Genomic DNA, 25553 nt, shown 5'->3' on the forward strand with positions numbered 1-25553 from the left:
CTCATCACTCATAACTCATCACTCTTTTTAGCCTTCTGCATTGATAAATGGCAACAAAGCCACAATCCGCGAACGTTTAATTGCTAATGTCAACTCTCGCTGTTGCTGAGACGTAAGCCCGGTAATCCGACGTGGCAGTATCTTTCCCCGCTCGGTGACAAACTTACGCAATAAATCAACATCTTTATAATCGATTGGTTCTCCTGGCTTGATCGGAGAAAGGCGACGACGGAAATAACTCATCTCTACTTAATTTCCTTGTGAACAGTATGTTTGTTGCAGTGGGTGCAGAACTTTTTCAGTTCTAGCCTGTTAGTAGTGTTGCGGCGATTCTTAGTACTGGTATAACGGTTAACACCAGCAGAACGCTTATCTGAATTTGTCCGGCACTCAGTACACTCTAGTGTGATAATAATGCGGGCACCTTTACTCTTAGCCATAATCTTACAAACAGTGAAGCCTGAAGAGAATTAACACAAATGACTATCTTCTCACATTCCGCCGTATATTTTCAACTAATCTTTTAATTTTTATATCGAGCGAGTAGCCACGACGCGACGAAACGATGAAAGTTCCACAATAGCGATCGTGTAAAGCCTGCCGCATCTGGGTATCAGAGAAAGCAGTCCCACAATCAATTGCTAGAGGAATTACTAGCAGTATAGCAGTGGGATTGGCTCTAATATTGCTCAGGGCAATTGACACAAATAAAGCACCCAAGCCAATAATCGCCTCTCGCTTCACTAGTGAGAGCAAATCTGGAATTCTACCCACTACTTCTCCATCTTCGACTTCCAGCACCTTTAAATCGAACGCCCAACGCCCTAAACTTTGCCCTTGATTGTTGTATACCACCAGCACCCGCAAAATCAGCCAAAATATGACAAAAACTAGGATTTGCACAAATTGAATCCCGATATCGCCGCCTCCCAGTAGGGAACTGACTAACCAGACACCAAGGAAATCAAGTCCCAATGCCATACCTCGCCGCCCAATCTCAGCTTTGGGATAGTGTTTTTGGGGAAGTCGTTCGATAGTCATATAAAATAGGTATTTTTATTTAGGGGTTGGGAAATAACGATCGCTCCTGTTTTAATATTAAGATGATGACTTGGCTAGTTGCTGCGCTGTAAAGGAACAAAAACCAGCCAACAAAATTTGTACAACTACCAACTGCACGACTCAAAAATAGGATTAAGTAGTTAAGGAAATTTTGATACCCTGTGTTTATTTAGTTGGCATCTCAGAGAGTAGCCGCTACATATCATGGATGCAACATACAGTAGGGTTGTACATCTATATTGTATTGTTGTAGAAACTTCATTTTAATTAATTTGGAAGTTGTATCTATGACACATCTGTTTCCTAAAACAGCTATTAGTTTGGTGACGACTACTACTTTAGCGTTAGCGATCGCCATAACCACCAACAACCTGGCTCATGCTGCTGAGTTTAACTTTAATTGGAAAGGAGACACAGGTTATTCAGCGAAAGGTTCATTTAACTACGATACAACAACTGCTCCCAGCGTCATTTCTGAAGCTGGTTTGGGAGCTACGAAAAACTTGCAATCTCTCTCAATTTCCTTCTTTGATCCCTTGAGTAATCTGATAAATAGTTTCACTCCAGTGCTTAATAGGGTATCTAACTACGGCTTTTTAAGATTCAACTTTGATAGCACTACCGAGCAAATCTTTGGCCCCTTTGATGTTGGCAAAGATGACGAGTTTCCTGGCGACACATGGCTTAATAATAATCTCGCACTTATAGACCAAGGTTTTAGTGATGAGGTTCTAGCGAAAGAATTTGGTTTTAACAATAGAGATGCGGCAGGCACAAAGCAAATCCTAGATTTAAGTAACAATTCGGTTCAGGTATCCAAAGTCCCCGAAGGAAGCATAATTATCGGTTTATTAGCAGTGTGTAGTTTGGGATTTACCGCTTATAGAAATCTAGACAAAGCTACGCAAGAATAAAAGTTGGAGGCGATCGCTATGTTATCAGTCAGCGATGCACAAGCAATTATTTTAAATTTGGTGCAGCCGTTGGATCGTCAACGGGATACAGAAGTTGTAGATTTATTGACAGCAGATAGTCGCATTTTGGCAACACCTGTCACCAGTCCGCTAGATTTTCCCCATTGGGATAATTCGGCAATGGACGGCTACGCAGTTCGCTACGAAGACGTACAACACTCTAGCACCGAACAACCAACCATCTTAAAAATTGTTGAAGAGATTCCGGCTGGGTATCAGCACAAGTCTACGATTCAACCAGGGCAAGCCGCACGAATTTTTACAGGTGCGGTAATCCCAGTAGGTGCGGATACTGTAGTCATGCAAGAGAAAACACGCCGCGAGGAAAACCGCGTATTTATACTGGATGCGCCAAAACCGCAAGAATTTGTCAGACACCAAGCATCTTTTTATCAAGCTGGAACACAACTACTACCAGCAGGAATTAAGTTAAATGCCTCAGAAATTGCCGTATTGGCAGCAGCACAGTGTCCGCAATTAAGTGTTTACCGCCGTCCGCGTGTGGCAATTTTTTCCACTGGTGATGAGTTGATGACAGTCGATCGACCGTTGCAACCAGGGCAAATTGTGGATTCTAATCAGTATGCGCTGGCAGCTTTAGTGAGACAAAGTGGCGCAGAACCGTTAATTTTAGGCATTGTGAAAGACGATCCAGTTGCTTTGGAGAAAGTTATTGCCCACGCCATTGCGATCGCTGATATAGTTCTTTCATCAGGTGGCGTCTCAGTGGGAGATTATGACTATGTTGACAAAATTCTAGAGTCACTAAAAGCAAAAATCCACATTCGGGCTGTGCAAATTAGTCCAGGAAAACCCCTGACTGTCGCCACTTTCCCCAGTACAGACGCGATTAATCGCGTCTCTCCACACTCAGCACTATACTTTGGTTTACCAGGAAACCCTGCTGCTGTGTTGGTGACATTTTGGCGATTTGTGCTACCAGCAATCAAGAAACTTTCGGGAATAACTGAAGGTTGGGAACCAGTATTTTTGAAAGTGCGATCGCATGATGAATTGCGATCGAACGGTAAACGTGAAACTTACCTTTGGGGTAAATTGCATTTAATTGATGGTGTTTACGAATTTCACAAAGCTGGTGGTAGTCACAGTTCTGGTAATTTAATTAATTTAGCTCAAACAAATGCCTTAGCCGTTCTACCTGTGGGTAAAACCTTAATTTCGCCACAAGAAGAAGTGCAAGTTTTGTATCTTAGTAATGGTTAATTAGGAGTAGGGAATGGAGAGACAAGGAGACAAAAAGGAATTATTGAACAAGTCTCTTCCTTGTCTACCTTGTGTCTTCTCCATGCTTAAAGCCCAATCTTAAAATATCTGCTCAAAACCCTCAATCAAGCGGTTAACTTCCTCAAGGGTGTTGTAATGCACCATACTCACCCGGACTATTCCACCTTGGGATGCTAACCCCAGGTATTCAATGAGCCGTTTAGCATAAAAGTCCCCATAGCGAATCCCAATATAATGTTGGTCAACTTTTGCCGGAATGGTTGAGCTATTTATTCCATCGACAACAAAAGATATAGTTGGTACACGGAATTTACGGTCAGCCTTTGCTTGACCAATCACTCGTACATTCGGCTTACTGTTGAGGTAATTTAGGAGGCGATCGCTAATTTTTTCTTCATGTATGCTAATTAAATCAAACGCTTGCACCATTTGGTTTCTCAAATCAGGTGCTGTTTCATTTCTGTAGTGCAGTTGTGCTAATTCACTTAAATAATCACATAAACCTAACATTCCATAACTTAATTCAAAATTGACATTCCCTAACTGAAATTTATAAGGTATGTCTGTCTGGTCAATAAAATAATGGTTAAGACCAGGCAATCTTAATAAATGTTCTTCTTTACCATAAAGTAAGGCATGGTGAGGGCCATAGACTTTATAAAAACTCAAAGTATAAAAATCAACATCTAAATCTTGGACATCAACTAATCTGTGAGGTGCATAAGCTACACCATCTACACAAATCATGGCATTGCGATCGTGTACAAATGCAGCAATTTCTTTGATCGGGTTAATGGTTCCGAGAACATTAGAAGCATGAGTCAAGGCTACCAGTTTTGTGCGCTGACTCATCAATGGTTCTAAATCTGCTAAATGAAGTTCTAAAGTATCTGGACGAACTTGCCACACTTTAACCTTCATTCCTTGTTTTTCAAGAGCGACCCAAGCACCAATATTAGCCTCATGGTCACAATTAGTAACAATAATCTCATCACCAGGTGTAAAGGTTTGACCCAAACACATTGAGAGAACTTTCAACATCATTGTAGTAGATGGCCCCATGACCACTTCTTTATAAGAATTAGCATTAATGAAAGTAGCCATTCCCCTAGTTGCTAAAGCCAATCGTTCTCCTGCAAGTTGAGAAATCCCATAAGAAGCTCCCAACTGGACATCAGAACTTAGGAGAAATTCGCTAATTCTATCTACTACTTTTTTCAAGGTTTGTGACCCACCAGCATTATCAAAAAAAGTCCATTCACCAGCTAGAGCCGGAAAATATTGACGAACTTTATCAAGATTCAGGAGCATAGTATAAGTTTTATAGAGAATGTTCTTTACCCTAGCCTACCTTCTGACAGGTCACCCAGAGAACATCTATATTCTCTTTTGATGTTTGTAGATCGTTCTGCTAGCCTTATTGCTTTAGAGATTTCGTGAAAAAGAATGTAGAAAGATATAGCAGTGCTATGTCTCGTCTCTACAAGGGTTCTAGATAATGTATATTATTTAATTTCTGCAAATATCTTCTGCAAGAACTTATCTAAACAGGTATACTTAAACCCATAAAGAGTAGTATTTTACTATTTGGAACTATACAATTTACACCCCCCCAAGTCTCACCCCACTTGCTTTCATAGCGGGAAAGCTAAGAGTAAACAAATCAATTCAGGGGAGCAACGTAGTGGCAACCCTTATAAAGAGTAAAGTAGTCGAGTATTTCTGTATCTCACTTTGGCGTAGCCTCTGTCTCCGACACGCTGTTCGCGTTCGTAGAGAAGTTGAAATCTGCTGTATTTAACTTCCAGCAACTATTAATGTCTTGATTCTTCACAATTCTCGCCAATTTTATTTGATAAGTTTAAGGGAGAGTCAAAGCAACTATTGTTTTGAGTCCTAATTCCTTAATTGAAAATAAAGGAACGACTTATGAACACTACGGTTAAATATGACATCAAGGTTATCAAGCAAGAAGCACTTCAACTTGTTAAAAAGAGACTTGTTAACCGTCAACAGCCAATTTATACACTCTGTAAATATATTCCTCATCGGGACTGGGTTAATTTTGAGCTTGAGTTAGAAAAAAATGAATTTCTACTCAGAGATAGAATTATCGATTTACTGAATCACGAATCTTGGGAAGATGATTGAGGCTGCATAAAGCTAAACCACTATTAGCTGCATCCAAATAAAATCAAAATTACAACTTCATTTTTCAACATTAAAAACTCTTGAATGAATCGGGAGTTATAAGCAAGAGATTATTAAAATAAGCAATAAATCTTTATGGATGACTTAGGTGCTTGAAAAGACAAGAGAACCATCGCTGGCGTAGCAATAATTCTCTGTTAAGCAAGTTGCCACAATCAAAACAAGCTGTGTAAGGAGAAGTAAACAAGGCTCAAACTCTTTTTCTTCCCTCTTTATCCCAACAATAATTATTAACACCGAACTCGTTAAAAGCCAATACAGTTTAGTTAAGAAAAATTGTAGGTTGGGTAAAGCAAAGCGCAACTCAACAAAGTCCAGGAAATGTTGGGTTTTGTTCCTCAAACGCCACTTGCTTCTCCCTTGGCGCTAGCCTCTCCCAAAAGGAGAAGGGGAGACGCTATGCGTAGCTTGCTTCCCCGTAGGGGTACAATTCGGGAAAACGCAAGGGCGCAGTGGTTCCCCAACCTACACAGGTTAGATTCTTGGCGCTAACCCAAAAGTTTTCTGTCTTCTTTTTTTAACTGTGTCAGTTAATACTTGATGCTTGCGCTACTACCTCACATTCTTGACCAATTAATACTGACATCAAGAAAAATAATTATACTAAAAGATTTCAGCAAATTGCATTAGGTGGGTAACTCTTCTAGCCCAATCCATTCAGTAATCGATTGCCATTGGCTTGCGTAAACAATAGTACTCCTACGTTTTTCTTTTTGAAGCTTGCTAGGTAGTTTTCCCAGGACAGCATCAGCGAATGAACTGGATTCGTTCCACTTATAAATAGCCATTTCCTGCCAGCAGTGGCGACAAAACCAGTAAGTCTCTGCACCGCGTATATGTTCTAAAAGTACACTTGAGCAGCAAGGACAGTAATTCATATTTTTCTCAAATCCTGTTCATAAAAGTGTTATCGCAAATCAGGGCAGCTACTTGAGAAACCCGTAGATATTTAAAAGAAACTGTCTATATTTTGACTATAGTCTTTAAATATGAGGAAGTTGTGAAGATAGTTAAAATACTTAATTATTTAGCAAAACTTATACATATTTCTTAGGTAATGCTTTTAGGCTGATTTAGCGATTTTTTCACACAATCCTCAAATTATCTTCAGATAAATTCCATCCCTTGTACATTAGTCCTGCTTATGACAGGATTTGGGGCCGTTCGAGCAGCCAGATTCTTGGCTAGACGTAATTCATCCAGAATATCGCGCCTCCCGCCATTCAATCAGTCGAGCAATTGCTTAGTGGTAGTCAATCTAGTTCAACAGAATATCGGATTTTGCAACCTAAGGCTGTTTTATGTCTCTGGTGAGAAAAAAATGCTCTGATTTGCTGAGACTATTGAAATTCCTTGAAGGCTGTGAATAATACAGACACTGCTATGTTGGCAATATTGGGAAGTAATCAAATATATCTGTGAAAAAACCAAGATATGGCAAACATTATAGTTAACATAATTGAGCAACAAAATCATGTTGAACGTGAATAAAAAAACTACTAAAAAAGCCTCAAACCCTAGCTAGGGAGGGTATATAGCAATCCTATTTGAGTTGTGAAAATTATCAAACCGCCAAGCCGCCTTCGCGTTGGCGTTCGTGTTAGCGTCTCTGAAAGAGAAGCCTCTCATAGAGAAGCGTCTCGAAGAGAAGAGCGCCAAGAAAACAAACAGAGAATTTCACAAATGATTTAGGATTGCTATAGAGAACGTTAATATCGCGTCATGTTATGAAATAAATAATAATTTAAATTAAGTAAAGATGATTTTAATTCAGCATCTAAGTTGAATTGATGAATAATTTTAAGATATATTTAAAAAATAAGTAATTTAGGCGATCTCTCTTTTTACTTTTCTCTATATTTATCGGTTAATTTGTTTAGGAAAATATTGAATTTTAACTCATCTATCAATATTAAAACTCACTCTCGGATTGCAGATAAGGAGAGTGGAAGCAAACCTAGTCTTACTATTCTATGGGCACAATAGAATAAATGATATCCATATCTGGTTACACTCATTGCTATGGAACGCGAAGCCTTAACAATCTGTTTTCCACCTGACTTGCTTGCAAAAGCCAGGAAACTCAAGGAAGGTAGTGAATCATTTAATGATTTAATAGTTAGGGCTTTAGAACGGGAAATGCGACACCGCCAGGGATGGGCTGCCGATCGCACAAAGGCTGAAAACCTCTTTGTTGGTGGCGGCGAGATAGGTACATTATTGAGATCGCACAATTGGTCGCAAACGCCTCTAGGGGCTGTCAAAACCTGGCCGGACAGCCTAAAAACAGCTGTGCAGATCCTATTAACAGAACTAGATCGAGTCCAGCAGCTAGAATCCGATCTGCTACCGGAGCGCACATCAACAGATGCCTTGCGTCAAGCTGCCCAAGCCGATGCGTTTCGAGTCAAGCTCACCAATGCACTACGCCCTCTGACTGACGCTAATGAGATTCAGGCGATCGCTGCCCGCATTCTAGGCGAGTCTCTAGGCGCAAGCCGCGTCATTTACATCGAAGTGTTACGCGGCGGTAAGGAGGTCATCGTTCATAAAAACTACACGAACGGTGTTGCCGAACTAAGCGGACTGTACCATTTGGAAGACTTTGGACGCAACCTGACAGATGACCATCGAGCGGGGCAAACGGCGATCATTCCTGATGTGGCAAACTACCCCAAATACACAGCCAGCGAGAAGGCAAGGTATAGATCGATTGATATTGCCGCGCATATTGATGTGCCACTGATCAAGAACGGTCAATTTATCGCGTTGCTGGCGGTGCATCAGGCAAACCCTCGCCAGTGGACGGAAGATGACGTGAGACTAGTCGAGGAAACAGTAGCGCAAACGTGGGCAGCCGTTGAACGTGCCCGTGCTGAAGCCATTTCGCGTGAGAGCCGCACCGAACTCGAACGGCAACTGCGGAAGTTTGACGCGATCGCGGCTGCAATTCCCGATTTTATTTACACCTTTGATTTGGCGGGACGGTTCACGTATGTCAGCCCAGCGTTGCTCAATCTTTGGCAAAAAACTTCGGATGAAGCTTTGGGAAAGAACTTTTTTGAGCTGGATTATCCAACCGATTTAGCGACCCGACTTCAGCAACAGATTCAACAGGTAATCGCCACACGCCAGCTGCTCAAGGATGAAACGCCCTACACTAGTGCAATCGGCACACGCACCTATGAATATATTTTCGTGCCACTTTTGGGCATAAATGGCGCAGTAGAAGCAGTGGCAGGCGTGACGCGAGACATCACCGAGCGCAGACGGGCTGAACTTGCCTTGCGCCAAAGCGAGGAGCAGAGCCGGAATATTCTGGAGAGCATCGCTGAAGCCTTCTTTTCCCTGGATGAGAACTGGCGGTTCACCTACGTCAATCGCTCCGCCGAGATACTGCTTGATCGCGCTCCGGATGATTTGATTGGCAAGAATATATGGGAAGAATATCCAGGACTGATTGGCAATGAGTTGGCGCAGGTTTACTGGAGCGCCATGCGGGATCGTGCGGCTGCGTCATTAACCGCGTTTTACCCGGATCACGATCGCTGGTACGAAGTTCGCACCTACCCCGCCCCAAACGGTATCACTGTTTATTTCAATAATGTTACCGAGCAGATTCAAACTGCCGCAAACCTGCGTCAATCTGAAGAACGCTACCGGATGCTGTTTGAGTCAATCGACCAAAGCTTTTGCCTCTGCCAAATGCTGTTTGACGAGAACGGTGAACCGATTGATTATCGCGTTCTAGAAGTCAATCCGATGTTTGAAAGAATGACGGAACTTCAAGATGCGACGATACGGGAACTGATTCCAGATATACAAGCGCATTGGTTTGATATCTATGGCAAAGTCGTGCAGACTGGTGAATCCGTGCGGTTTGAGAATCAATCCCTGGCGATGAATCAGTGGTTTGATGTCAACGCTTTTCGAGTCGGCGAACCGCAAAATCATCAGTTTGCCCTTTTGTTCACCGATACAAGCGATCGCAAACGGGCAGAAGAAATTTTGCGGCAAGCCGCCGAATTTGATGCTTTCCGTGTTTCTCTCGCCGACGCGCTTCGTTTGCTTGCTGACCCAATAGAGATTCAGGTTACGGCCAGCCGTGTGCTGGGTGAATATCTCGGCGCGAACCGGGTGGCTTACTTTGAGGTTCACGGTGCTGATTACGTCTTTGAACGTGACTATGTAAACGGAGCCGCAGCACTCGCTGGCAACTACCCGATTGATTCGTTCGGACTCAAGCTGCTCGCTGCGTACTGCACTGGTTGCGCCGTGTCCGTGTCTGATGTAGAAGCCGATCCCAACCTGTCTCCAGATCAGCGAGCAGCCTATGCTGCGATCCAAATTGGGGCATACATCGGTATACCACTCCTCAAGAGGGGTGAGTTCGTAGCTGGGCTGGCAGTTCACACATCCGGGCCGCGAGCTTGGACACCGGACGAGGTGTCCTTGGCGGAAGAAGTAGCCGAGCGCACTTGGGCGGCAGTCGAACGTGCCCGCGCCGAAGCCGCCTTGCGCGAATCGGAGGAGAAATACCGCACGCTGTTCGATTCGATTGACGAAGGTTTTTGTCTGGTCGAAGTTTTATTCGACGATGCCAGAAAGGCAGTTGACTACCGCTATCTTGAAACTAATCCGGCTTTCGAGAACATCACCACACTCAAAAACGCAATTGGCAAAACCGTCCGCGAGTTGGTGCCGGATATTGAGCCACACTGGGCAGAAACTCTCGGAAGAGTTGACAAAACAAGACAGCCCGAACGGTGGATCAACAGTTCCGAAGCGATGGGGTTCTGGTTCGATTTGTACGCTTTCCCGGTGGACGAGCCAGAAGAGCATAAAGTCGCCATGATTTTCAGCAACATCACCCAGCGCAAACAAGCCGAACGACAAGTAGAGTTTCTGACCGAGTTAAGCCGAAGACTCGGCACGGTGACGGATGCGGCTGAAATCAACCGCATCGTCACGCGCGAAGTCGGAACGTTTTTGAACGGGCATCGCTGCTATTATCTCGATGTCACGCCGGACGGCAGACAGGTAACGGTTTTACCCGATTGGCGGCTCGACGGATCAGACCTTGCCGGAACTTACGACCTTACCCTTTTCGGGGTGAAGGAATGGTGGGAGACGGCGGCACATCAACCGTTCGGGATTGACGACGTGAACACACATCCGTGGACAAAGGATTTCGCCGACAATTACACGCTCATCAATCTGCAATCCTATATCATCGCACCGTTTGTCCGTGAAGGGCGTTGGGTGGCTTCGGTCGGAGTCAGTTCCGACAAGCCGCGCCATTGGACGGCGAATGAGATGTTGTTGCTGGAAAACGTTGCGGCGCGTGTCGCTCCGCTGATCGAACGCGCCCGCACCGAAGCAGCCTTGCGCGACAGTGAAAACCGCTTCCGCATGGCGATCGAAGCTGCTCAATTAGGCACCTGGGACTGGAATCTCATCACCAATCAATTGATTTGGGATCAGGGTTGCAAAGCCATGTTTGGCTTACCACCAGAAGCCGAGAGCAGCATTGAGGTCTTTTTTGCCGGACTGCACCCTGACGATCGCGAACGACTAGAACAGGTGGTGCAATGGACTTTGAATCCAAAAAGCAGCGGCAAGTATGACGTAGAATATCGCACGATTGGGATTCAGGATGGGGTTGAACGGTGGATTGCGGCCAGAGGACAGACTTACTTTGATGCTGCCGACAATCCACAACGCTTTGTCGGCACTGTACTCAACATCACCGAGCAAAAACGCATTCAGGCAGAACGAGAACAACTCCTCGCCCGCGAACAAGCCGCAAGAGAGGCAGCCGATCGCGCCAACCGAATCAAAGATGAGTTTTTGGCGGTGCTGTCCCATGAATTGCGATCGCCTCTCAACCCAATTTTAGGCTGGACACGCTTACTACAAAACGGCAAACTGAGCGAAGCCCGTAGAGCCGAAGCCTTGAAAATTATCGAGCGCAATGCCAATCTACAGACGCGACTAATCGAAGACTTGCTCGACATCTCCCGCATCATGCAGGGCAAACTCAGCTTAACAGCGGCTCAGGTCAGTTTGACCTTTATCATTTCTGCTGCCGTTGAAACAGTGCGTTTGGCAGCAGAAGCAAAAAATATTGCGATCGCTCTCGATCTTGACTTTGAGATCGCTCCGATTTTTGGGGATGCAGCGCGTTTGCAGCAAGTGGTGTGGAATTTGCTTACCAATGGGGTTAAGTTTACACCCAACGGCGGACAAGTGACGATTGAACTGCGACAATTCGACGGACTAGCTCAGATTCGGGTAATCGATACTGGCAAGGGCATCAATCCACAGTTTTTGCCTCATGTATTTGAGTATTTTCGGCAAGAAGACGGCTCAACGACACGCAAATTTGGCGGGTTGGGATTGGGGCTAGCGATCGTGCGACAAATTGTCGAAATGCACGGGGGCACGGTGACAGCAGAAAGTCCGGGTGAAAATCAAGGCGCAACTTTCATCATCCAATTGCCCCTCATGCAGCAGGCAAGAGCGATGCCTGCGGCAAGAGCAAAGCTCAACGCATCCCAGCCAATCCCCACCCAGGCAAAAACAGAAGTGCTTTTAGACGGCGTTCAAATTTTGCTGGTGGATGATGAGCCAGATACCCGCGAGTTTCAAGCATTTATGCTAGAACAAAGCGGTGCAAATGTAACAGCCGTCGCTTCTGGCTTAGAAGCTTTACAAGCTCTAGAGCAGTTAACTTTTGACGTGCTGGTGAGTGACATAGGTATGGCACAGATGGACGGCTATATGCTAATGCAGGAGATTCGATCTCGCCCACCAAATCAAGGAGGAACCATTCGGGCGATCGCACTAACCGCTTATGCCGCAGAAATTGACCAACAAAGAGCATTTCAGGTAGGATTTCAAACTCACATTACAAAACCTGTAGAGCCAGAGAAGTTAGTCAAGGCGATAGTTAGTTTAGTCTCGTAGGGTAGGCAATGCCCACCCGACAAAGTTACTAAAATTTCACATCCAAAGCACGTACCAAAAAAGCCCATTTATCTGCGGCTTCTTCGATAATTTTAGCCGTAGGTTTACCCGCACCATGTCCTGCTTTAGTCTCAATTCTAATTAGGGTTGGCGCATCACCTGCGTGAGCCTCTTGCAAAGCGGCGGCAAATTTGAAACTATGAGCAGGGACAACGCGATCATCATGATCGGCTGTGGTAATTAAGGTTGCTGGGTAAGCTGTATCTGGCTTGATGTTATGTAATGGCGAATAAGCATACAGCGTTGGAAACTCTTCTGGATTATCTGCTGAACCATATTCGGGAGTCCAAGCCCAACCGATGGTAAATTTGTGGAACCGCAACATATCCATAACGCCGACTGCTGGTAAAGCTGCACCAAACAAATCGGGACGTTGCGTCATACAAGCACCCACTAATAAACCACCGTTACTACCACCTGCGATCGCTAGCTTTTCAGTATTAGTATACTTGTTAGCAATCAACCACTCAGCAGCGCTAATAAAGTCATCAAAGACGTTCTGCTTTTTATCCTTTATTCCTGCTTGATGCCATTCTTCGCCGTATTCTCCACCGCCGCGGATATTAGGCATAGCATAGACACCACCCATCTCCATCCACACCAACAGACTCACAGAAAACCCAGGTGTCATTGAGGCATTAAAACCACCATAAGCATAGAGATAAGTAGGGTTATTTCCATCTAATTTAATGTCCTTTTTGTGTGTAATAAACATTGGTACTCTAGTACCATCTTTGCTGTGATAAAAGACTTGTTTTGTCTCGTACTCATCAGGATTAAAATCTACCTGTGGCTGACGGAAAACCTCACTTTTTCCTGTCACCATGTCGTAGCGATAAATAGTGCCTGGTATAGTAAAGCTGGTAAAACTATAAAAAGTTTCAGTATCATAACGCTTACCACCAAAGCCTCCGGCTGAACCGAGTCCGGGTAGTTCTACCTCTCGAATAAACGCACCTTTGAGGTCAAAAACTTTGATTTGACTGTGAGCATCTTTGAGGTAATCAGCAACGAATTGATTATTAAGTATACCGACACTTTCCAAAGTTTCTGCTGATTGGGGAATAATTTCTCGCCAATTTTCTGGTGCAGGGTTTTTCGTATCAATCGCAATAACTCGTCCCCTCGGTGCATTTAAATCTGTGCGAAAATAAAAGACGCTATCATCATTGTCGATAAAGCTGTAATCTGCCTCAAATTGGTTAATTAGTTCTACGACTTCCGCATTAGGGTTAGTTAAATTTTTAGAAAAAACCAAATTTTTAGAGTCAGTCCCTAGCCAGATTGAAATTATTAGATAGCGTCCATCTTCAGTAACGCCACCACTAAAACCCCATTCCTTTTGGTCAGGACGATGATAAATTAAAACGTCTTCTGATTGAGGTTTACCTAGTTGATGATAGTAAAGCTTTTGATAATAATTAACATCTTCTAATCGAGTTTTTTCATTTGGTTCATCGTAGCGACTGTAGAAAAAACCTTGATTATCGTGTGTCCAAGATGCGCCAGAAAATTTAATCCACTTCAAGTGGTCTTGGAGGTCTTCCCCAGTTTCAACATTGCGTACTTTCCACTCTTGCCAATCAGAACCGGAGGAGGATAGACCATAAGCTAAAAGTTTACCATCCTCGCTAATCGACAATCCCGAAAGAGCAACAGTGCCATCTTCTGAGAGTTTATTAGGATCGAGTAAAACTTGGGGTTGGTCATCGAGGGTTTTCAAGGTGTAAAGGACACTTTGATTTTGCAGTCCATCATTTTTAAAATAAAAGTAACGTTCGCCTTCTTTAAAAGGAATACCGTATTTTTCATAATCCCAAAGTATGGTGAGGCGCTGTTTAATTTTTTCCCTAGCAGGAATTTCACTCAGGTAGCCAAAAGTAACTTGATTTTGTGCCTCAATCCAAGTTCTTGTTTCTTCGGAATCAGGATCTTCTAACCAACGGTAAGGATCTGCGACTAAAGTACCGTGGTAATTATCAGCTTGATTACTCTTATCGCTGGTTGGATAAGTGAGAGATTTTTGAGAAGAAGGCATAGTCTTAGGTCAAAGTGCTTTTTTACATACTACAAAGATAGACCCAAGACTTGGGGCAATACTACTCGGTTTTTGGATTTTGAACTCAGAATTGGGTTTGGGGAAAAGGTTAAAGGGGAAAGGTTAAAGGTTTTTTCTTTGCCCTTTTCCCCAAAACCCGACAAGTATTGAGACTTGGGGTATACACTCTAATTGTTCTCAAAAAGAAAGCCCCGGCTTCTGACGGGGCAAAACGTGCTATTTTTGCTTATAGAACAATTGTACTACTAAAAAATAGTATCAGCTTTAATCGAGGGAAAAGTGTACACTTTTCCCTAAAATCGAAGTCTTTTGGTTGTATTTAGTTAACGAGTTTCTCTCCTTTGAGCATCCGCGCTGCGGCTTCAAGTAGAGCTTCTTCGAGATAGGGCTTGGTAAAGTAGCCACTAGCACCGAGTTGAGCGGCAATTTGTCTGTGCTTGTCTGCACCGCGCGAGGTGAGCATTGCGATCGGTAAGTGGTTAAGGTTAGAGTCTTTCTGGATGCGAGAGAGTAATTCCAGACCGTCGCAACGGGGCATTTCGATATCACAAAATACGATATCGCAAGGCAGACCAGACCGGAGTTTATCCCAAGCTTCCTGACCGTCACGTGCCTGTTCTACGCGATAACCTGCTTTGTTAAATGTCAGGGATAGCAATTCTCGGACTGTAATTGAGTCATCGACAATCAGCACTGTTGGGTCAATCTTCGCAGGAGAGGTATCTGGAGGAGTCAGTTTTTGTTGCCAAGAATTACCACCAGCTTGTGTAGAAATCCGTCCTTGGAAGATGTCGATTATTTCCAGTACATCAGCAATGGGCATAATCCGACCATCACCCAGAACTGTAGCACCAGCTACACCAATGGGTTTAGGTGCTGGGCCTTCAAATTGCTTAATTACAATTTCTTGTTCGCTTAACACCAGGTCAATCTGTAGAGCAATCAAGGTATTTGCCGATCGCACCACAACCACAGAAACCATATCATCATCTCTAGTACCGCCATAAACATTACCGCGACTGATTTGGCGATTGAAGGTTAAAAGTTCCTTCAGAGGTCGGAATGGTAGCACCGTATCGCGCCAGGAAATAAATGATTGCCCATTGGCATCATGCTGAATATTTTTGACTGGAATATCTAGGGTATCTTCTACACCATCCATTGGGAAGGCGATCCTGGAGCGATCGGAGACGCAGCAGAGAGCTTTACAAATACTTAGAGTCAGTGGTAAACGAATGGTGAAGGTGGTTCCTTTGCCGATCGCAGAATCGGTGTTAACTGTTCCCCGAATTTCGCTAATTTCGGAGCGCACCACGTCCATACCCACGCCACGACCAGAAATTTCATCGGCTTGGTCTTTAATCGTAAAACCAGACTGGAACAGTAGATCGTAGACTTCCAGACGAGACATCGCTTTTGCCTGCGCTTCTGTAATCATGCCAATCTTCACAGCCTTAGCCTTAACCCTTGCCGAATCGATACCTGCGCCATCATCGCCTACAGATATGATCGTTTGGTTCCCTTGGTGGAAGGCACGGATAGTAATGATTCCTGCAGGTGGTTTACCAGCAGTTTGCCTTTCTTCTGGCGTTTCAATGCCGTGAGCGATCGCATTATTCAGCATATGAGTCAACGGATCGGTCAGATGATCCAAAATCATCTTGTCAATTAAGGTATCGCCACCTTCGATCACCAACTCTACTTGTTTGCCACACTTAATGGCGTTGTCGCGCACTCCTCGCCGCCAGCGATCAATAGTTTGAGCAAAAGGCACCATTCGCGCTCTCGTTAATCCCTCTTGTAGCTGGGTGGTTACTTGGCGGAACTGCCTAGCGACTCGTTCGGTTTCTTCGGTAACAAAATCAATGTCGCTAGCCGACTCACGCACTCGTACAATGCGCTCAATCATCTGCTGTGAGAGTGTGTGAAAGGGAGTAAAACGATCCATTTCTAGTTCGCTAAAACCCCTGTCAGCATTGGAATCAGGGTCTTGTAAGCCGTCGGGGTCTTTCTTTTTGCGTCCAGCTAACAGAGATGCTTCCAGTAGCGATCGCTCGTACAACTCCTGCATCCTTGCACCCACATCTGAGAGTTGTTGTACCTGAATCAGCAAGTTATCTAATGACTGTCGTAGTCGTTCATGATCCTGCTCTAAGGTATTACGGTTTACTACCAACTCTCCAACTAAATTACTCATATCGTCCAGTTGCTTAACTGGAACCTTCATCGTTTCTTCAAATCTCGCAGCCCGACGAGTAGAGGGACGGGTAGCTTGGCTGGTGTTCGATTTTACTACAGTAGAATGGGATATTGTTTGATTCGCTTCTGCCAGCAATTTCTCTAAGTCACCAAATTCATCTTTTATAACTGGTGATGGAATAGCATTTTGAGCTGAGACTGGTTGAGTTTTGAAAGGCTGGCGTTGGGGTAGCCCGTCGTAGACATCACTGTTGTTATCTGTACTTAGCAAGTCTTCCAAGGCAGCAAAATCTACTTCTGGTATATTCTTAGCTTTAGGGATGGGTGCTACGTCATCTCCTAATAATGCTGCCAAATCTGCAAATTCATCTTCTTGAGCAACTATTTCAGTGGTTTCTGTAAACAATAAATTATTTTCAACAACTGTATTTTCTGTTGAATCAAAGGTAGTTCCTAAATTATTATTTTTCTCTGTCTCTAAAACTTTTGAGCTTGTCTGGGTTAAATCTGAAGTTTCCCCAAAACTGATAGTTTCTGATAGTTCATCCACAGTATTATCTGTGGTGTCCATCTGAATATAGGTTAATTCATTTGTCACAACATCCTCAGAATCGAACAAATCACCTAGCTGTGCTTGTAATGATACTGAATCTGAATTGTCCCCAAAACTGACGGTTTCTGATAGTTCATCCACAGTATTCTGTGTGGTGTCCATCTGAATATCGGTCAATTCATTTGTAGCAACATCTTCAAACAGCAGTTGTGGATTTTCATCGAAAGAGCCAAACAAATCATCTGGCTGTGCTTCGGGTAATGCTGAATCTGAAGTTTCCCCAAAACTGATAGTTTCTGATAGTTCATCCACAGTATTCTGTGTGGTGTCCATCTGAATATCGGTCAATTCATTTGTAGCAACATCTTCAAACAGCAGTTGTGGATTTTCATCGAAAGAGCCAAACAAATCATCTGGCTGTGCTTCGGGTAATGCTGAATCTGAAGTTTCCCCAAAACTGATAGTTTCTGATAGTTCATCCACAGTATTCTGTGTGGTGTCCATCTGAATATCGGTCAATTCATTTATAGCGACATACTCAGAGTCGAACAAATCACCTAGCTGTGCTTAGGCTAATGCTGAATCTGAATCGTCCATCTGAATATCGGTCAATTCATTTGTAGCAACATCTTCAAACAGCAGTTGTGGATTTTCATCGAAAGAGCCAAACAAATCATCTGGCTGTGCTTCGGGTAATGCTGAATCTGAAGTTTCCCCAAAACTGATAGTTTCTGATAGTTCATCCACAGTATTCCCTGTGGTGTCCATCTGAATATCGGTCAATTCATTTATAGCGACATCCTCAGAGTCGAACAAATCACCTAGCTGTGTTTTGGGTAATGCTGAATCTGAAGTTTCCCCAGAACTGACGGTTTCTGATAGTTCATCCACAGTATTCTCTGTGGTTTCCATCTGAATATAGGTCAATTCATTTGTCGCAATATCCTCAGAGTCAAACAGATTGCCTAGCTGTGTTTCGGGTAATGCTGAATCTGAATTTTCCTCAAAACTAATAGTTTCTGATAGTTCATCCACAGTATTCTCTGTGGTTTCCATTTGAATATAGGTCAATTCATTTGTAGCGACATCTTCAAACAGCAGTTGTGGGTTCTCCTCAAAAAATCCTAATGAATTAACTTCTAGATCGACAGCAGATATCTCTGGGCTTCCATTAGTAAATTCTGGAACAAAATCTAAAGATTCTGGTTGTTGTGGCCTGAGAATTTCTTCTCCCGGATGCTGCGCGAACAAAGGTGTTTCAGGCGTGGAGGTATCGTTGATTAAAGGAGAAATAGTTAAGTTACTTGATGTTAATTCATCAAATAAATTTTCTCCAGAGTCTGATGATAATATTAAATCTAGCTGTTCTTGATGCTGTAAATTAATATCAAAATCTTTTTCTATATCAAAACTGGCTATAGGAGAAGATATGGATTGCTGATTATCAGCAAAAATATCATCAGCCGCAGCGGTAAACAAACTTTCATCTAACGCCCTTTCCACATTCTGCTCAATTAAGGAATCGAATTCTTCCTTTTCTTCTGTGGTTTCCTGATTCCAGAAGTTGCTCAAATCATTTTCTGATTCAGAAAACTCAGGTTCTGTTACTGGAGGTGTATCAAATAAATCACTGATTTCTGGTTCACTTGTCGATATTTGTGGCTGTTCTTCCATTTCAGCAAACAGGTTGTCTAAAGACAAGTCTGTTGGCTGGGGTAATTCTATGTAATCACTAGGGGTAATTTCTTCTACCCAATTTGCATTTTTAGTTTCTAAGAATAAGTTATCAAAATTGTTTTGTTGGTTGGTAGATAGTTCTACACTGGCGAACGGCTCAGTTTCTGGTTGAGTAACTTCGCCTATTGGCAATAGTTCATCATCTAACTCCAGTGTTAAAAAATCTTCGATTACACTATTTTGGACAATCTCGGCAGTAGTCTGGTTTGTATCATTACGAATATCAATAAATTCTTGTAAATTTTCGGAAGAAGATGAGTCTAAATCTATATCAAATTCGTTAATATCGCTCAACTCTAAAGGCGTAGCAGATGTTTGTTGATTTTGCGGTTCTGAATTATCTTTTTCTAGGAAATGGTCGCCAAATAACAGGGATAAATCTTCTGTTGTAGCTGTGGTTGTTGAGTGCAGCGCGTTGCTTATCTCTTCATTAAAGGAGAGTAAGTCAGATAAATCGTTATGAGTGTCTTCAGCCTCAGTGCTGCTCAAATCAATTCCAAAGTCATCGGTAGTAACAATTTCTAAGGTTTCTTCTTGATGCCAGCTTTCATCTAGTTCGGGAGTCTCACCGTCAAATAAATCGGCAAGGGTATTTAACTCAGCTATTCCTACCTCTGGGCCATTGGGATCGAGATTGTTACTGATTGGGTGTACTTCGTCATGTGTGGTGAAAGTAAGACTAGTGTTTCTACTTTCGTTTAGTGGTATTCCTTGTAACTGAAGGGAGGGGCGTTCGTCCGAGACGTTGGCGTAGCTATTGCTACTATCTTTGTCTAGACTCACTTCTTCAGTTGTCTGGGCTAACGCCTTGGTGTCACCAGATAGAATTGACTCTGATTCTGGCAAAACCGGAGATTGTTCATCAAATAAATCAGGGGTAATTTCTAATAACTCAATTTCTGCAAAGCTTAAAAGTGCTTCTAGTTGCTGACTAATTACAATTTCGGCTTCTCTACCTTGCAGAACTAATTCTTGAGCTTGTTTGATTTCGGTAATGACAATTTTAGCTAAAGTCAGATAAGTATTTTCCGGATTGCCGATCGCACTGGCTGCTGCTTGACACAAACCACACCAGTTGGGCAAATTCCAAGTTTCACCAAGTTTGACTAACTGGTGACAGCATTGCTGGAGGTTTTGCCGAGTTGAAGGTGTTGTAGTTTGCTTAAATAATTGCAACATTTCCCGTAGTGTTTGCAGCACTTGGGCTTGAAACTCGCTCCAGTTATTATTTTCTTTAGCGGTGGGCGATAGCGCAGCGTTAGCAAGTCCGCGAGAGTCTAGGGCCTCTTGGGGTGCTACCGAGTCTGGAGATTCCTGATGGGTGTATTCTGCCAGATCGGGAATATCTCGCCGCATGAAAATTTCTGTAAGTGTGGAGACATTCTCTATAGAGGTTGTAGGTTCTGTTGCCTTAGAACTGCTGGCTACTCCACTCTTTGCTTGTTCTACAAGTAGTTCCAGATGCTGATACAGCCATTGAAAGACTGGCTCAGTTTCTGACATCAAAGTATTAGCTGCATCTTCAGAAAGACCATAAGGCCCACTCAAATGCTCTAAAAGCGATTTTAGGGTATCAGAGACACCAAGAAATAAAGACTCTAACTTTTGGTCAATCTGAACCGGATTATCTTTGAGAATTTTGAAACAATCTTCCAGACGGTGGGAGGTATGCTGGATGCTAGTCAATCCAAGCATCGCCGCTCCTCCTTTGATGGAGTGAGCCGCCCGGAAGACCTCACTGATCATTTCCGGGTCGTTCAGGGTACCCTCTAAATTCAGCAAGCCCTGCTCAATGGTATTCAGGTGATCCCTGGCTTCTTCGATAAAGTAACCCAAAATCCGCTGTTGTTGTTCCGGCAGCATAGTTTTTTAGTCAAGAGTCATTAGTCATTAGTTATTAGTCATTAGTCATTGGTCATTGGTCATTGGTCATTAGTCATTGGTCATTAGCAAATAAAAAGGACAAAGGACAAAGGACAAAGGACAAATGACAATTTATCTGGTTTCCATAGTTTCCACTCGGAAACGTTCAACGGAGGCGATCAAGTCACGGGATACACCTACTAAGTGTTGTAGGGCACCTGAAACTCGCTGTGCTTCTTGGGAAGTTTCTTGGGCGGTCAGTTCTACTGATTGCATTACATGAGCAACAGCGCGAGAGGTTTCCGTTTGTTCCACAGTGTCGCTAGTAATAGATCGCACAAGAATATCGATGCGATTCGCCACTTGAATAATGTTTTCGAGCGATCGCTTGGCATCTTCTGCCAATTTTGTACCCTTAATTACTTGTTGTGTGCCTTCTTCCATCGCGGTCATTACAGAGCCTGTTTCACTTTGGATTTGCATCACAATTTGTTCAATTTCCTTCAGGGATTTAGCAGATTTATCTGCTAACTGGCGCACTTCATCTGCAACGATCGCAAACCCGCGCCCCGCTTCTCCGGCTCTTGCCGCCTCAATACTAGCATTGAGTGCTAACAAGTTTGTTCTGGAAGCAATTTGAGAAATCAACGCCACAATTTTAGAAATTTCTTGGGAAGATTCCGCCAACCGCTTCACTTTGCGAGTGGTTTCAGCAACGGTTTCTCGAATTTCTAAAATCCCTGCTACGGTATTTTCTACTGCTTCTCCACCTTTGAGAGCGATCGTACTAGCATCACGAGCAACGGTTTCGGCTTCCCGCGCCGCCTCTGCTACCCGCTGAATCGAGTCTGTCATCACTTGTACAGAATTCAACGTTACTGCCAACTCTTCTGCTTGCCGCAAAGCATCACTAGATAAGGCTCTTGCAAAGGTTTCGGAGTTGGTTGCACCTTTTGTTACATCCTTCGCCGCCACTTTTACCTGTTGGACAATATCCCGCAGGTTTTGAATTGTTAAGTTAAAGGCGTCAGCTACGGCTCCCAGTACGTCAGCTGTCACTTCCGCTTGGACTGTTAAATCGCCTCTAGCAGCTCCTTCCACATCATCCAACAAACGAATTACCTGGCGTTGCAGGTTTTCTTTGGCTTCTTCTTGTTCATCGGCTTTGCGTTGGGCTTCACTTGTGGTTGTGAAAATTACCCGTGCCATTTCATTAAAGCCAGTGGCTAAATGCCCCAATTCATCTTCGGAAAACACTGTCGCTTGAGCATTCAGATTTCCTTGACGTACAGCCTCAAACTGAGCTTGGAGGTCATCAGTTGTGCGCCGAATTTGTTTAAGCGCCAGATTCCCCATGAAGCCTGCGGTAGCAAAACCTGCAATCCCAGCGGCTAGTGACATTGCCCAACCTGTGTTTCGTACTGATTCTCGTTGTTGGGGTGGCGAAAATGTGGTAGCGACAAAACTAACTGTGGCTACAACCAGCGCCGAGACTATGCCCACACTTCCAGCAATTAGCCATTGTTTCCGTTCGATGGAGGCATTTTCTAATGGTGCTAACCATCCCTGCTCGATGCTGACGTTGGGTTCTAGTTTGGAGATATCTGTTTGGCTAAAGACTGGAACGGCTTCATGGGAACCAGTCATTGAGAAAAGTTCTTCTTCGCGATCAACTGAATTACTTGCAAAAGCCTCTGCTACTTGAGGGCGTCCAGTGTCACTAGTTTCTGATGGAGCAGAATGCATTGTGACATTACCGAAGTTAGAATCTCCTTCGATCAGGTCAAACCCTGGAATATTGCCTAAATCGTCAAATTCCTCAAAGTCATCTAAAAACTCGATATTGCTCTTAGAATTTTCTCCATTCAGTATATTGCTTGAGTCTTCATAAGAGTTTAAACCCTCTGAGCCAAAGGCAGACTCAAATGCTTCCATATCAAAATTTTCATCATCGAAGCTATTTTTACCGATGAACTCACCTGATTTAAACTGTTGTTCCTGCCGAGGTAAATTACTATTAAAAGCTGATTCTTTATCGACTGATTTTGTCTGAAAATATGATTCTGCCTCCACTTCTTTTGGTGTTAACCAACTATGAGATTCGGTTTCAAAAAATTTATTTTGACTGCCGTTTTGCAAGTTATTTGTTGTTGGCAAATCATTTCTAGGTTCTTCTGAAACAATCAATAAAGTTTCGTCTCCAAAACTAGATTTTTTATATTCTAAATTTTCCATAGTCTGCTCTGGAGACTTTGGCTCACTCAACAAATCAGGGAAATTATTCTCGTTTTTACCAGTTTGTGATTTAGAAGATGAAGAGTTATTATTGTCAATAGTTGAATTTCCGTCAGGAGAATTTATCCCATTATCTGAGAATTGACTATTTGCTAATGATTCTTCGGAAATATCTTCTGAGATACTTTCCTGCCAAAAAGCAGGCAACTCTAATTCTGTATTCTCCTCCCAGTTTTTATTTGAATCTTGTTCCTGTGATTCTTCATTCATGGCAAAAGGGTCATCACCAAAAGCTATAGAAGAATCTGATATTTTTTCTGTTCCAATACTATCTTCTGTGGGCAGATCGAATGGACTTTTTGAAGATGTATCTTCAACGCCATTCATACTTTCTTGCTGCTCTTCAAAAAAGTTTAAATCAAGGTTGTCGCTGTCAAACTCCTGATTAGGGCTTAAATCTGCTAATTCTGATTCGCTATATGCCAGTGGATCGGATATCTCTGAATAGTTTATTTCCTCTTGACTTTCTGATGGATCGATCTGCCCACTAAATGACTCTAAATATTGATTGATATTGTCAATTCCATTCTTGGCAAAACCAATAATTTCTAGATCGTTAGTCAAGCCTAAGACCTGTTGATATTCTTCTTTTGCTACATCATAGTGCTGTAAAACATAGTAGATGTGACCCCTCAACAAATGAGTATTGGGGTCATCTGGTAAATTTTGCACCACTTGGTCAACTAAAGTGGCCGCAACCTCATAATTTCTTTGAACATAGGCGGTCATCGCCTGTTGATATGTTGGCTCGTAATTATCAATACTTGCTGCCATTTCCTCCTCCAATTTCATCCTGCCCACCTAGCACTTCGTACAATTGCCATTTGATCGAGCAGTCGTAGACACTGATTATTTTTAGCACCTAATGACCACTCTCCACGTAAAAAGGGAGCCATTGTATCTGGAACACTAGTTGGTGGCATCAGATTCTGGACATCCAACCAGTCCATACCACCGATTTCCTCTACTGCTAAACCCACTATTGTGTCTTGCTCTTCAATGGCAATCACCGAAATTTCAGCTCTATCCGTGTTTAATGCGCCTGCTTCCCCCAGAAATTGACCCAAATCGGCCACCCAAATAACTCGACCTCGTAAATTTAGAGTACCCAAAAGTAAAGGAGAAGCATTAGGAATCGGGGTGATTCTATCAGGACTTAGTTCAATTACCTCTCGGATGCCAGTTGCTTGTAGTGCAAACTCCTGATGCGAGGGAATGTAAAACCTCAAATGTAACTCACCTTCAGGACTTTCTACTTGTAATTCTGGTCGAAAGTGGTCTTGACCGCCGCCACTTAAAAAGTCCGGTTTGCTGACCATGTTGTTTTTATCCTTATCCTCGCAGCAGTTGTTTGACTGTTCCTACCAACTCGGTTGGTTGAAACGGTTTGGCTATGTAAGCATCTGCACCCTGCTTCATGCCCCAATAGCGATCGAATTCTTCGCCTTTGGAAGAACACATAACCACTGGGACATTTTGGGTTTTTGGATCGGATTTTAACCGCCGACAAACTTCGTAGCCGTTCATTCGGGGCATGACAATATCTAATACCACTAAATCTGGAGGTGCTATTTGAATTGCCTCTAAAGCTTCTAACCCATCACTAGCATGGGTAACTGTTAGTCCAGTTGCTTTCAGGAGGTCTGTAATCATCTCCCTTTGCGCTATACTGTCTTCCACAATCAGAACTGTACTCATAAGTGTCTATTTACCTCCTGATTTAGACGTTCCTAATTGGAACATTCCCTGATTCCTCCGCAAGTATTAACTGTATAAATTAATTTTAGGTTCTCACTATTTTCCTGGATATTGACGTTTCACTCAGTTAACTGACTCTGTGATAACATCTTTTAACTCATCTTTTAGTAGATCAACAAATCTTCGATCTGTTTATATGCCCCATAGACGACGGAGACGAAGAAGATGAGGGAGAAATAATCAATGCCCTATGCCCAATTTTCATTGGTTGTTGATATATTTCTCTACGAGCATGAGTAACTCTGTCTCTGTAAACGGTTTTGTTAAATAATCTGTTGCCCCGACCATCCTAGCTTTGACTCTATCCATAAACCCATCTTTCCCAGTCAGCATGATAATCGGCGTGAGCCGAAATGCTGTTGAATGTCGCAGCATCGCGCAAACCTCGTATCCTTCCAATTCCGACATAGCAATGTCGCATAAAATTAAATCCGGTTTGAGTTGAAAAACCAGACTCAGTGCCTCTAAAGGATTGGTAAGAGCGATCGCTTCATAACCTTGTGGTTGTAAGATGGAATTTATAGTCTCACCGATGGCGATCGCATCGTCAATACATACTATCCGCCCC

At 43.2% G+C, this 25553-nt stretch carries 15 protein-coding genes and 1 pseudogene; 4 read left to right on the top strand and 12 right to left on the bottom strand.

The window, feature by feature from the left end:
* Positions 1–27 precede the first annotated feature (27 nt).
* From rpsR to RMY16_RS10620, 3 genes are read right to left on the bottom strand one after another with little or no spacing between them, the layout of a single operon-like run.
* Positions 28–243, bottom strand: a complete 216-nt coding sequence (rpsR, locus tag RMY16_RS10610; RefSeq protein ID WP_012411240.1) for a 30S ribosomal protein S18 — start codon at positions 241–243, stop codon at positions 28–30.
* Between the two features lie 2 nt (positions 244–245).
* Entirely contained in the window at positions 246–440 is a 195-nt protein-coding gene (gene rpmG / locus RMY16_RS10615) for a 50S ribosomal protein L33 (RefSeq protein ID WP_094351774.1), read from the bottom strand.
* A 43-nt stretch (positions 441–483) separates the two neighbouring features.
* Positions 484–1041, bottom strand: coding sequence for an RDD family protein (locus RMY16_RS10620; RefSeq protein WP_322736316.1), 558 nt, complete (start codon positions 1039–1041; stop codon positions 484–486).
* A gap of 308 nt (positions 1042–1349) precedes the next feature.
* Between RMY16_RS10620 and RMY16_RS10625 the strand changes: the two genes are divergently transcribed.
* On the top strand, positions 1350–1976 hold the full coding sequence (locus RMY16_RS10625) for a PEP-CTERM sorting domain-containing protein (protein WP_322736317.1): 627 nt from the start codon (positions 1350–1352) through the stop codon (positions 1974–1976).
* A gap of 18 nt (positions 1977–1994) precedes the next feature.
* Positions 1995–3260, top strand: coding sequence for a gephyrin-like molybdotransferase Glp (gene glp, locus RMY16_RS10630; protein ID WP_322736318.1), 1266 nt, complete (start codon positions 1995–1997; stop codon positions 3258–3260).
* A 99-nt stretch (positions 3261–3359) separates the two neighbouring features.
* Here glp and RMY16_RS10635 read toward each other — a convergent pair whose 3' ends face one another.
* Positions 3360–4592: a cysteine desulfurase-like protein gene (locus RMY16_RS10635; protein ID WP_322736319.1), complete on the bottom strand. Its 1233-nt coding sequence runs from the start codon at positions 4590–4592 to the stop codon at positions 3360–3362.
* A gap of 618 nt (positions 4593–5210) precedes the next feature.
* Here RMY16_RS10635 and RMY16_RS10640 point away from each other — a divergent pair.
* Positions 5211–5432 (top strand): DUF4327 family protein, encoded by a 222-nt coding sequence (locus RMY16_RS10640; RefSeq protein WP_292782333.1) that lies wholly within the window; start codon positions 5211–5213, stop codon positions 5430–5432.
* A 686-nt stretch (positions 5433–6118) separates the two neighbouring features.
* On the opposite strand, the gene RMY16_RS10645 is transcribed toward RMY16_RS10640, so the two are convergent.
* Positions 6119–6370 carry a hypothetical protein gene (locus RMY16_RS10645; protein WP_322736320.1) on the bottom strand — a complete coding sequence of 84 codons (252 nt, stop codon included), beginning with the start codon at positions 6368–6370 and terminating at the stop codon, positions 6119–6121.
* 1144 nt (positions 6371–7514) lie between these two features.
* Between RMY16_RS10645 and RMY16_RS10650 the strand changes: the two genes are divergently transcribed.
* Entirely contained in the window at positions 7515–12461 is a 4947-nt protein-coding gene (locus RMY16_RS10650; RefSeq protein ID WP_322736321.1) for a PAS domain S-box protein, read from the top strand.
* Between the two features lie 28 nt (positions 12462–12489).
* Here the strand turns inward: RMY16_RS10650 and RMY16_RS10655 are convergent, their stop codons facing one another.
* The 7 genes and pseudogenes from RMY16_RS10655 to RMY16_RS10685 all read right to left on the bottom strand — a co-directional run.
* Positions 12490–14559: a prolyl oligopeptidase family serine peptidase gene (locus tag RMY16_RS10655; protein ID WP_322736322.1), complete on the bottom strand. Its 2070-nt coding sequence runs from the start codon at positions 14557–14559 to the stop codon at positions 12490–12492.
* A 340-nt stretch (positions 14560–14899) separates the two neighbouring features.
* Positions 14900–17836 (bottom strand): hybrid sensor histidine kinase/response regulator, encoded by a 2937-nt coding sequence (locus RMY16_RS10660; RefSeq protein WP_322736323.1) that lies wholly within the window; start codon positions 17834–17836, stop codon positions 14900–14902.
* A 2181-nt stretch (positions 17837–20017) separates the two neighbouring features.
* Positions 20018–20932, bottom strand: a pseudogene (locus RMY16_RS33000) (Hpt domain-containing protein); the annotation flags it as partial.
* 132 nt (positions 20933–21064) lie between these two features.
* The gene (locus tag RMY16_RS10670) at positions 21065–24001 is read right to left on the bottom strand and encodes a methyl-accepting chemotaxis protein (protein ID WP_322736325.1); all 2937 of its coding nucleotides are present in this window, start codon (positions 23999–24001) and stop codon (positions 21065–21067) included.
* Positions 24002–24015: 14 nt separating this feature from the next.
* Positions 24016–24546 (bottom strand): chemotaxis protein CheW, encoded by a 531-nt coding sequence (locus tag RMY16_RS10675; protein WP_322662863.1) that lies wholly within the window; start codon positions 24544–24546, stop codon positions 24016–24018.
* Positions 24547–24559: 13 nt separating this feature from the next.
* Positions 24560–24925 carry a response regulator transcription factor gene (locus RMY16_RS10680; RefSeq protein WP_069073698.1) on the bottom strand — a complete coding sequence of 122 codons (366 nt, stop codon included), beginning with the start codon at positions 24923–24925 and terminating at the stop codon, positions 24560–24562.
* Positions 24926–25186: 261 nt separating this feature from the next.
* Positions 25187–25553: response regulator (locus tag RMY16_RS10685; RefSeq protein WP_322736326.1), on the bottom strand; the 367-nt coding region annotated here is incomplete at its 5' end.

The sequence above is a fragment of the Nostoc sp. DedQUE12b genome, assembly GCF_034530835.1.
Taxonomy (GTDB): domain Bacteria; phylum Cyanobacteriota; class Cyanobacteriia; order Cyanobacteriales; family Nostocaceae; genus Nostoc.

Bases quoted from the DNA above. Each gene is read 5' to 3' on its own strand.
- glp (WP_322736318.1), top strand. From the start codon at position 1,995: ATGTTATCAGTCAGCGATGCACAAGCAATTATTTTAAATTTGGTGCAG.
- RMY16_RS10620 (WP_322736316.1), bottom strand. From the start codon at position 1,041: ATGACTATCGAACGACTTCCCCAAAAACACTATCCCAAAGCTGAGATT.
- RMY16_RS10625 (WP_322736317.1), top strand. From the start codon at position 1,350: ATGACACATCTGTTTCCTAAAACAGCTATTAGTTTGGTGACGACTACT.
- RMY16_RS10650 (WP_322736321.1), top strand. From the start codon at position 7,515: ATGGAACGCGAAGCCTTAACAATCTGTTTTCCACCTGACTTGCTTGCA.
- RMY16_RS10680 (WP_069073698.1), bottom strand. From the start codon at position 24,925: ATGAGTACAGTTCTGATTGTGGAAGACAGTATAGCGCAAAGGGAGATG.
- rpmG (WP_094351774.1), bottom strand. From the start codon at position 440: ATGGCTAAGAGTAAAGGTGCCCGCATTATTATCACACTAGAGTGTACT.
- RMY16_RS10635 (WP_322736319.1), bottom strand. From the start codon at position 4,592: ATGCTCCTGAATCTTGATAAAGTTCGTCAATATTTTCCGGCTCTAGCT.
- RMY16_RS10660 (WP_322736323.1), bottom strand. From the start codon at position 17,836: ATGGACACCACACAGAATACTGTGGATGAACTATCAGAAACTATCAGT.
- rpsR (WP_012411240.1), bottom strand. From the start codon at position 243: ATGAGTTATTTCCGTCGTCGCCTTTCTCCGATCAAGCCAGGAGAACCA.
- RMY16_RS10670 (WP_322736325.1), bottom strand. From the start codon at position 24,001: ATGGCAGCAAGTATTGATAATTACGAGCCAACATATCAACAGGCGATG.
- RMY16_RS10655 (WP_322736322.1), bottom strand. From the start codon at position 14,559: ATGCCTTCTTCTCAAAAATCTCTCACTTATCCAACCAGCGATAAGAGT.
- RMY16_RS10645 (WP_322736320.1), bottom strand. From the start codon at position 6,370: ATGAATTACTGTCCTTGCTGCTCAAGTGTACTTTTAGAACATATACGC.
- RMY16_RS10640 (WP_292782333.1), top strand. From the start codon at position 5,211: ATGAACACTACGGTTAAATATGACATCAAGGTTATCAAGCAAGAAGCA.
- RMY16_RS10675 (WP_322662863.1), bottom strand. From the start codon at position 24,546: ATGGTCAGCAAACCGGACTTTTTAAGTGGCGGCGGTCAAGACCACTTT.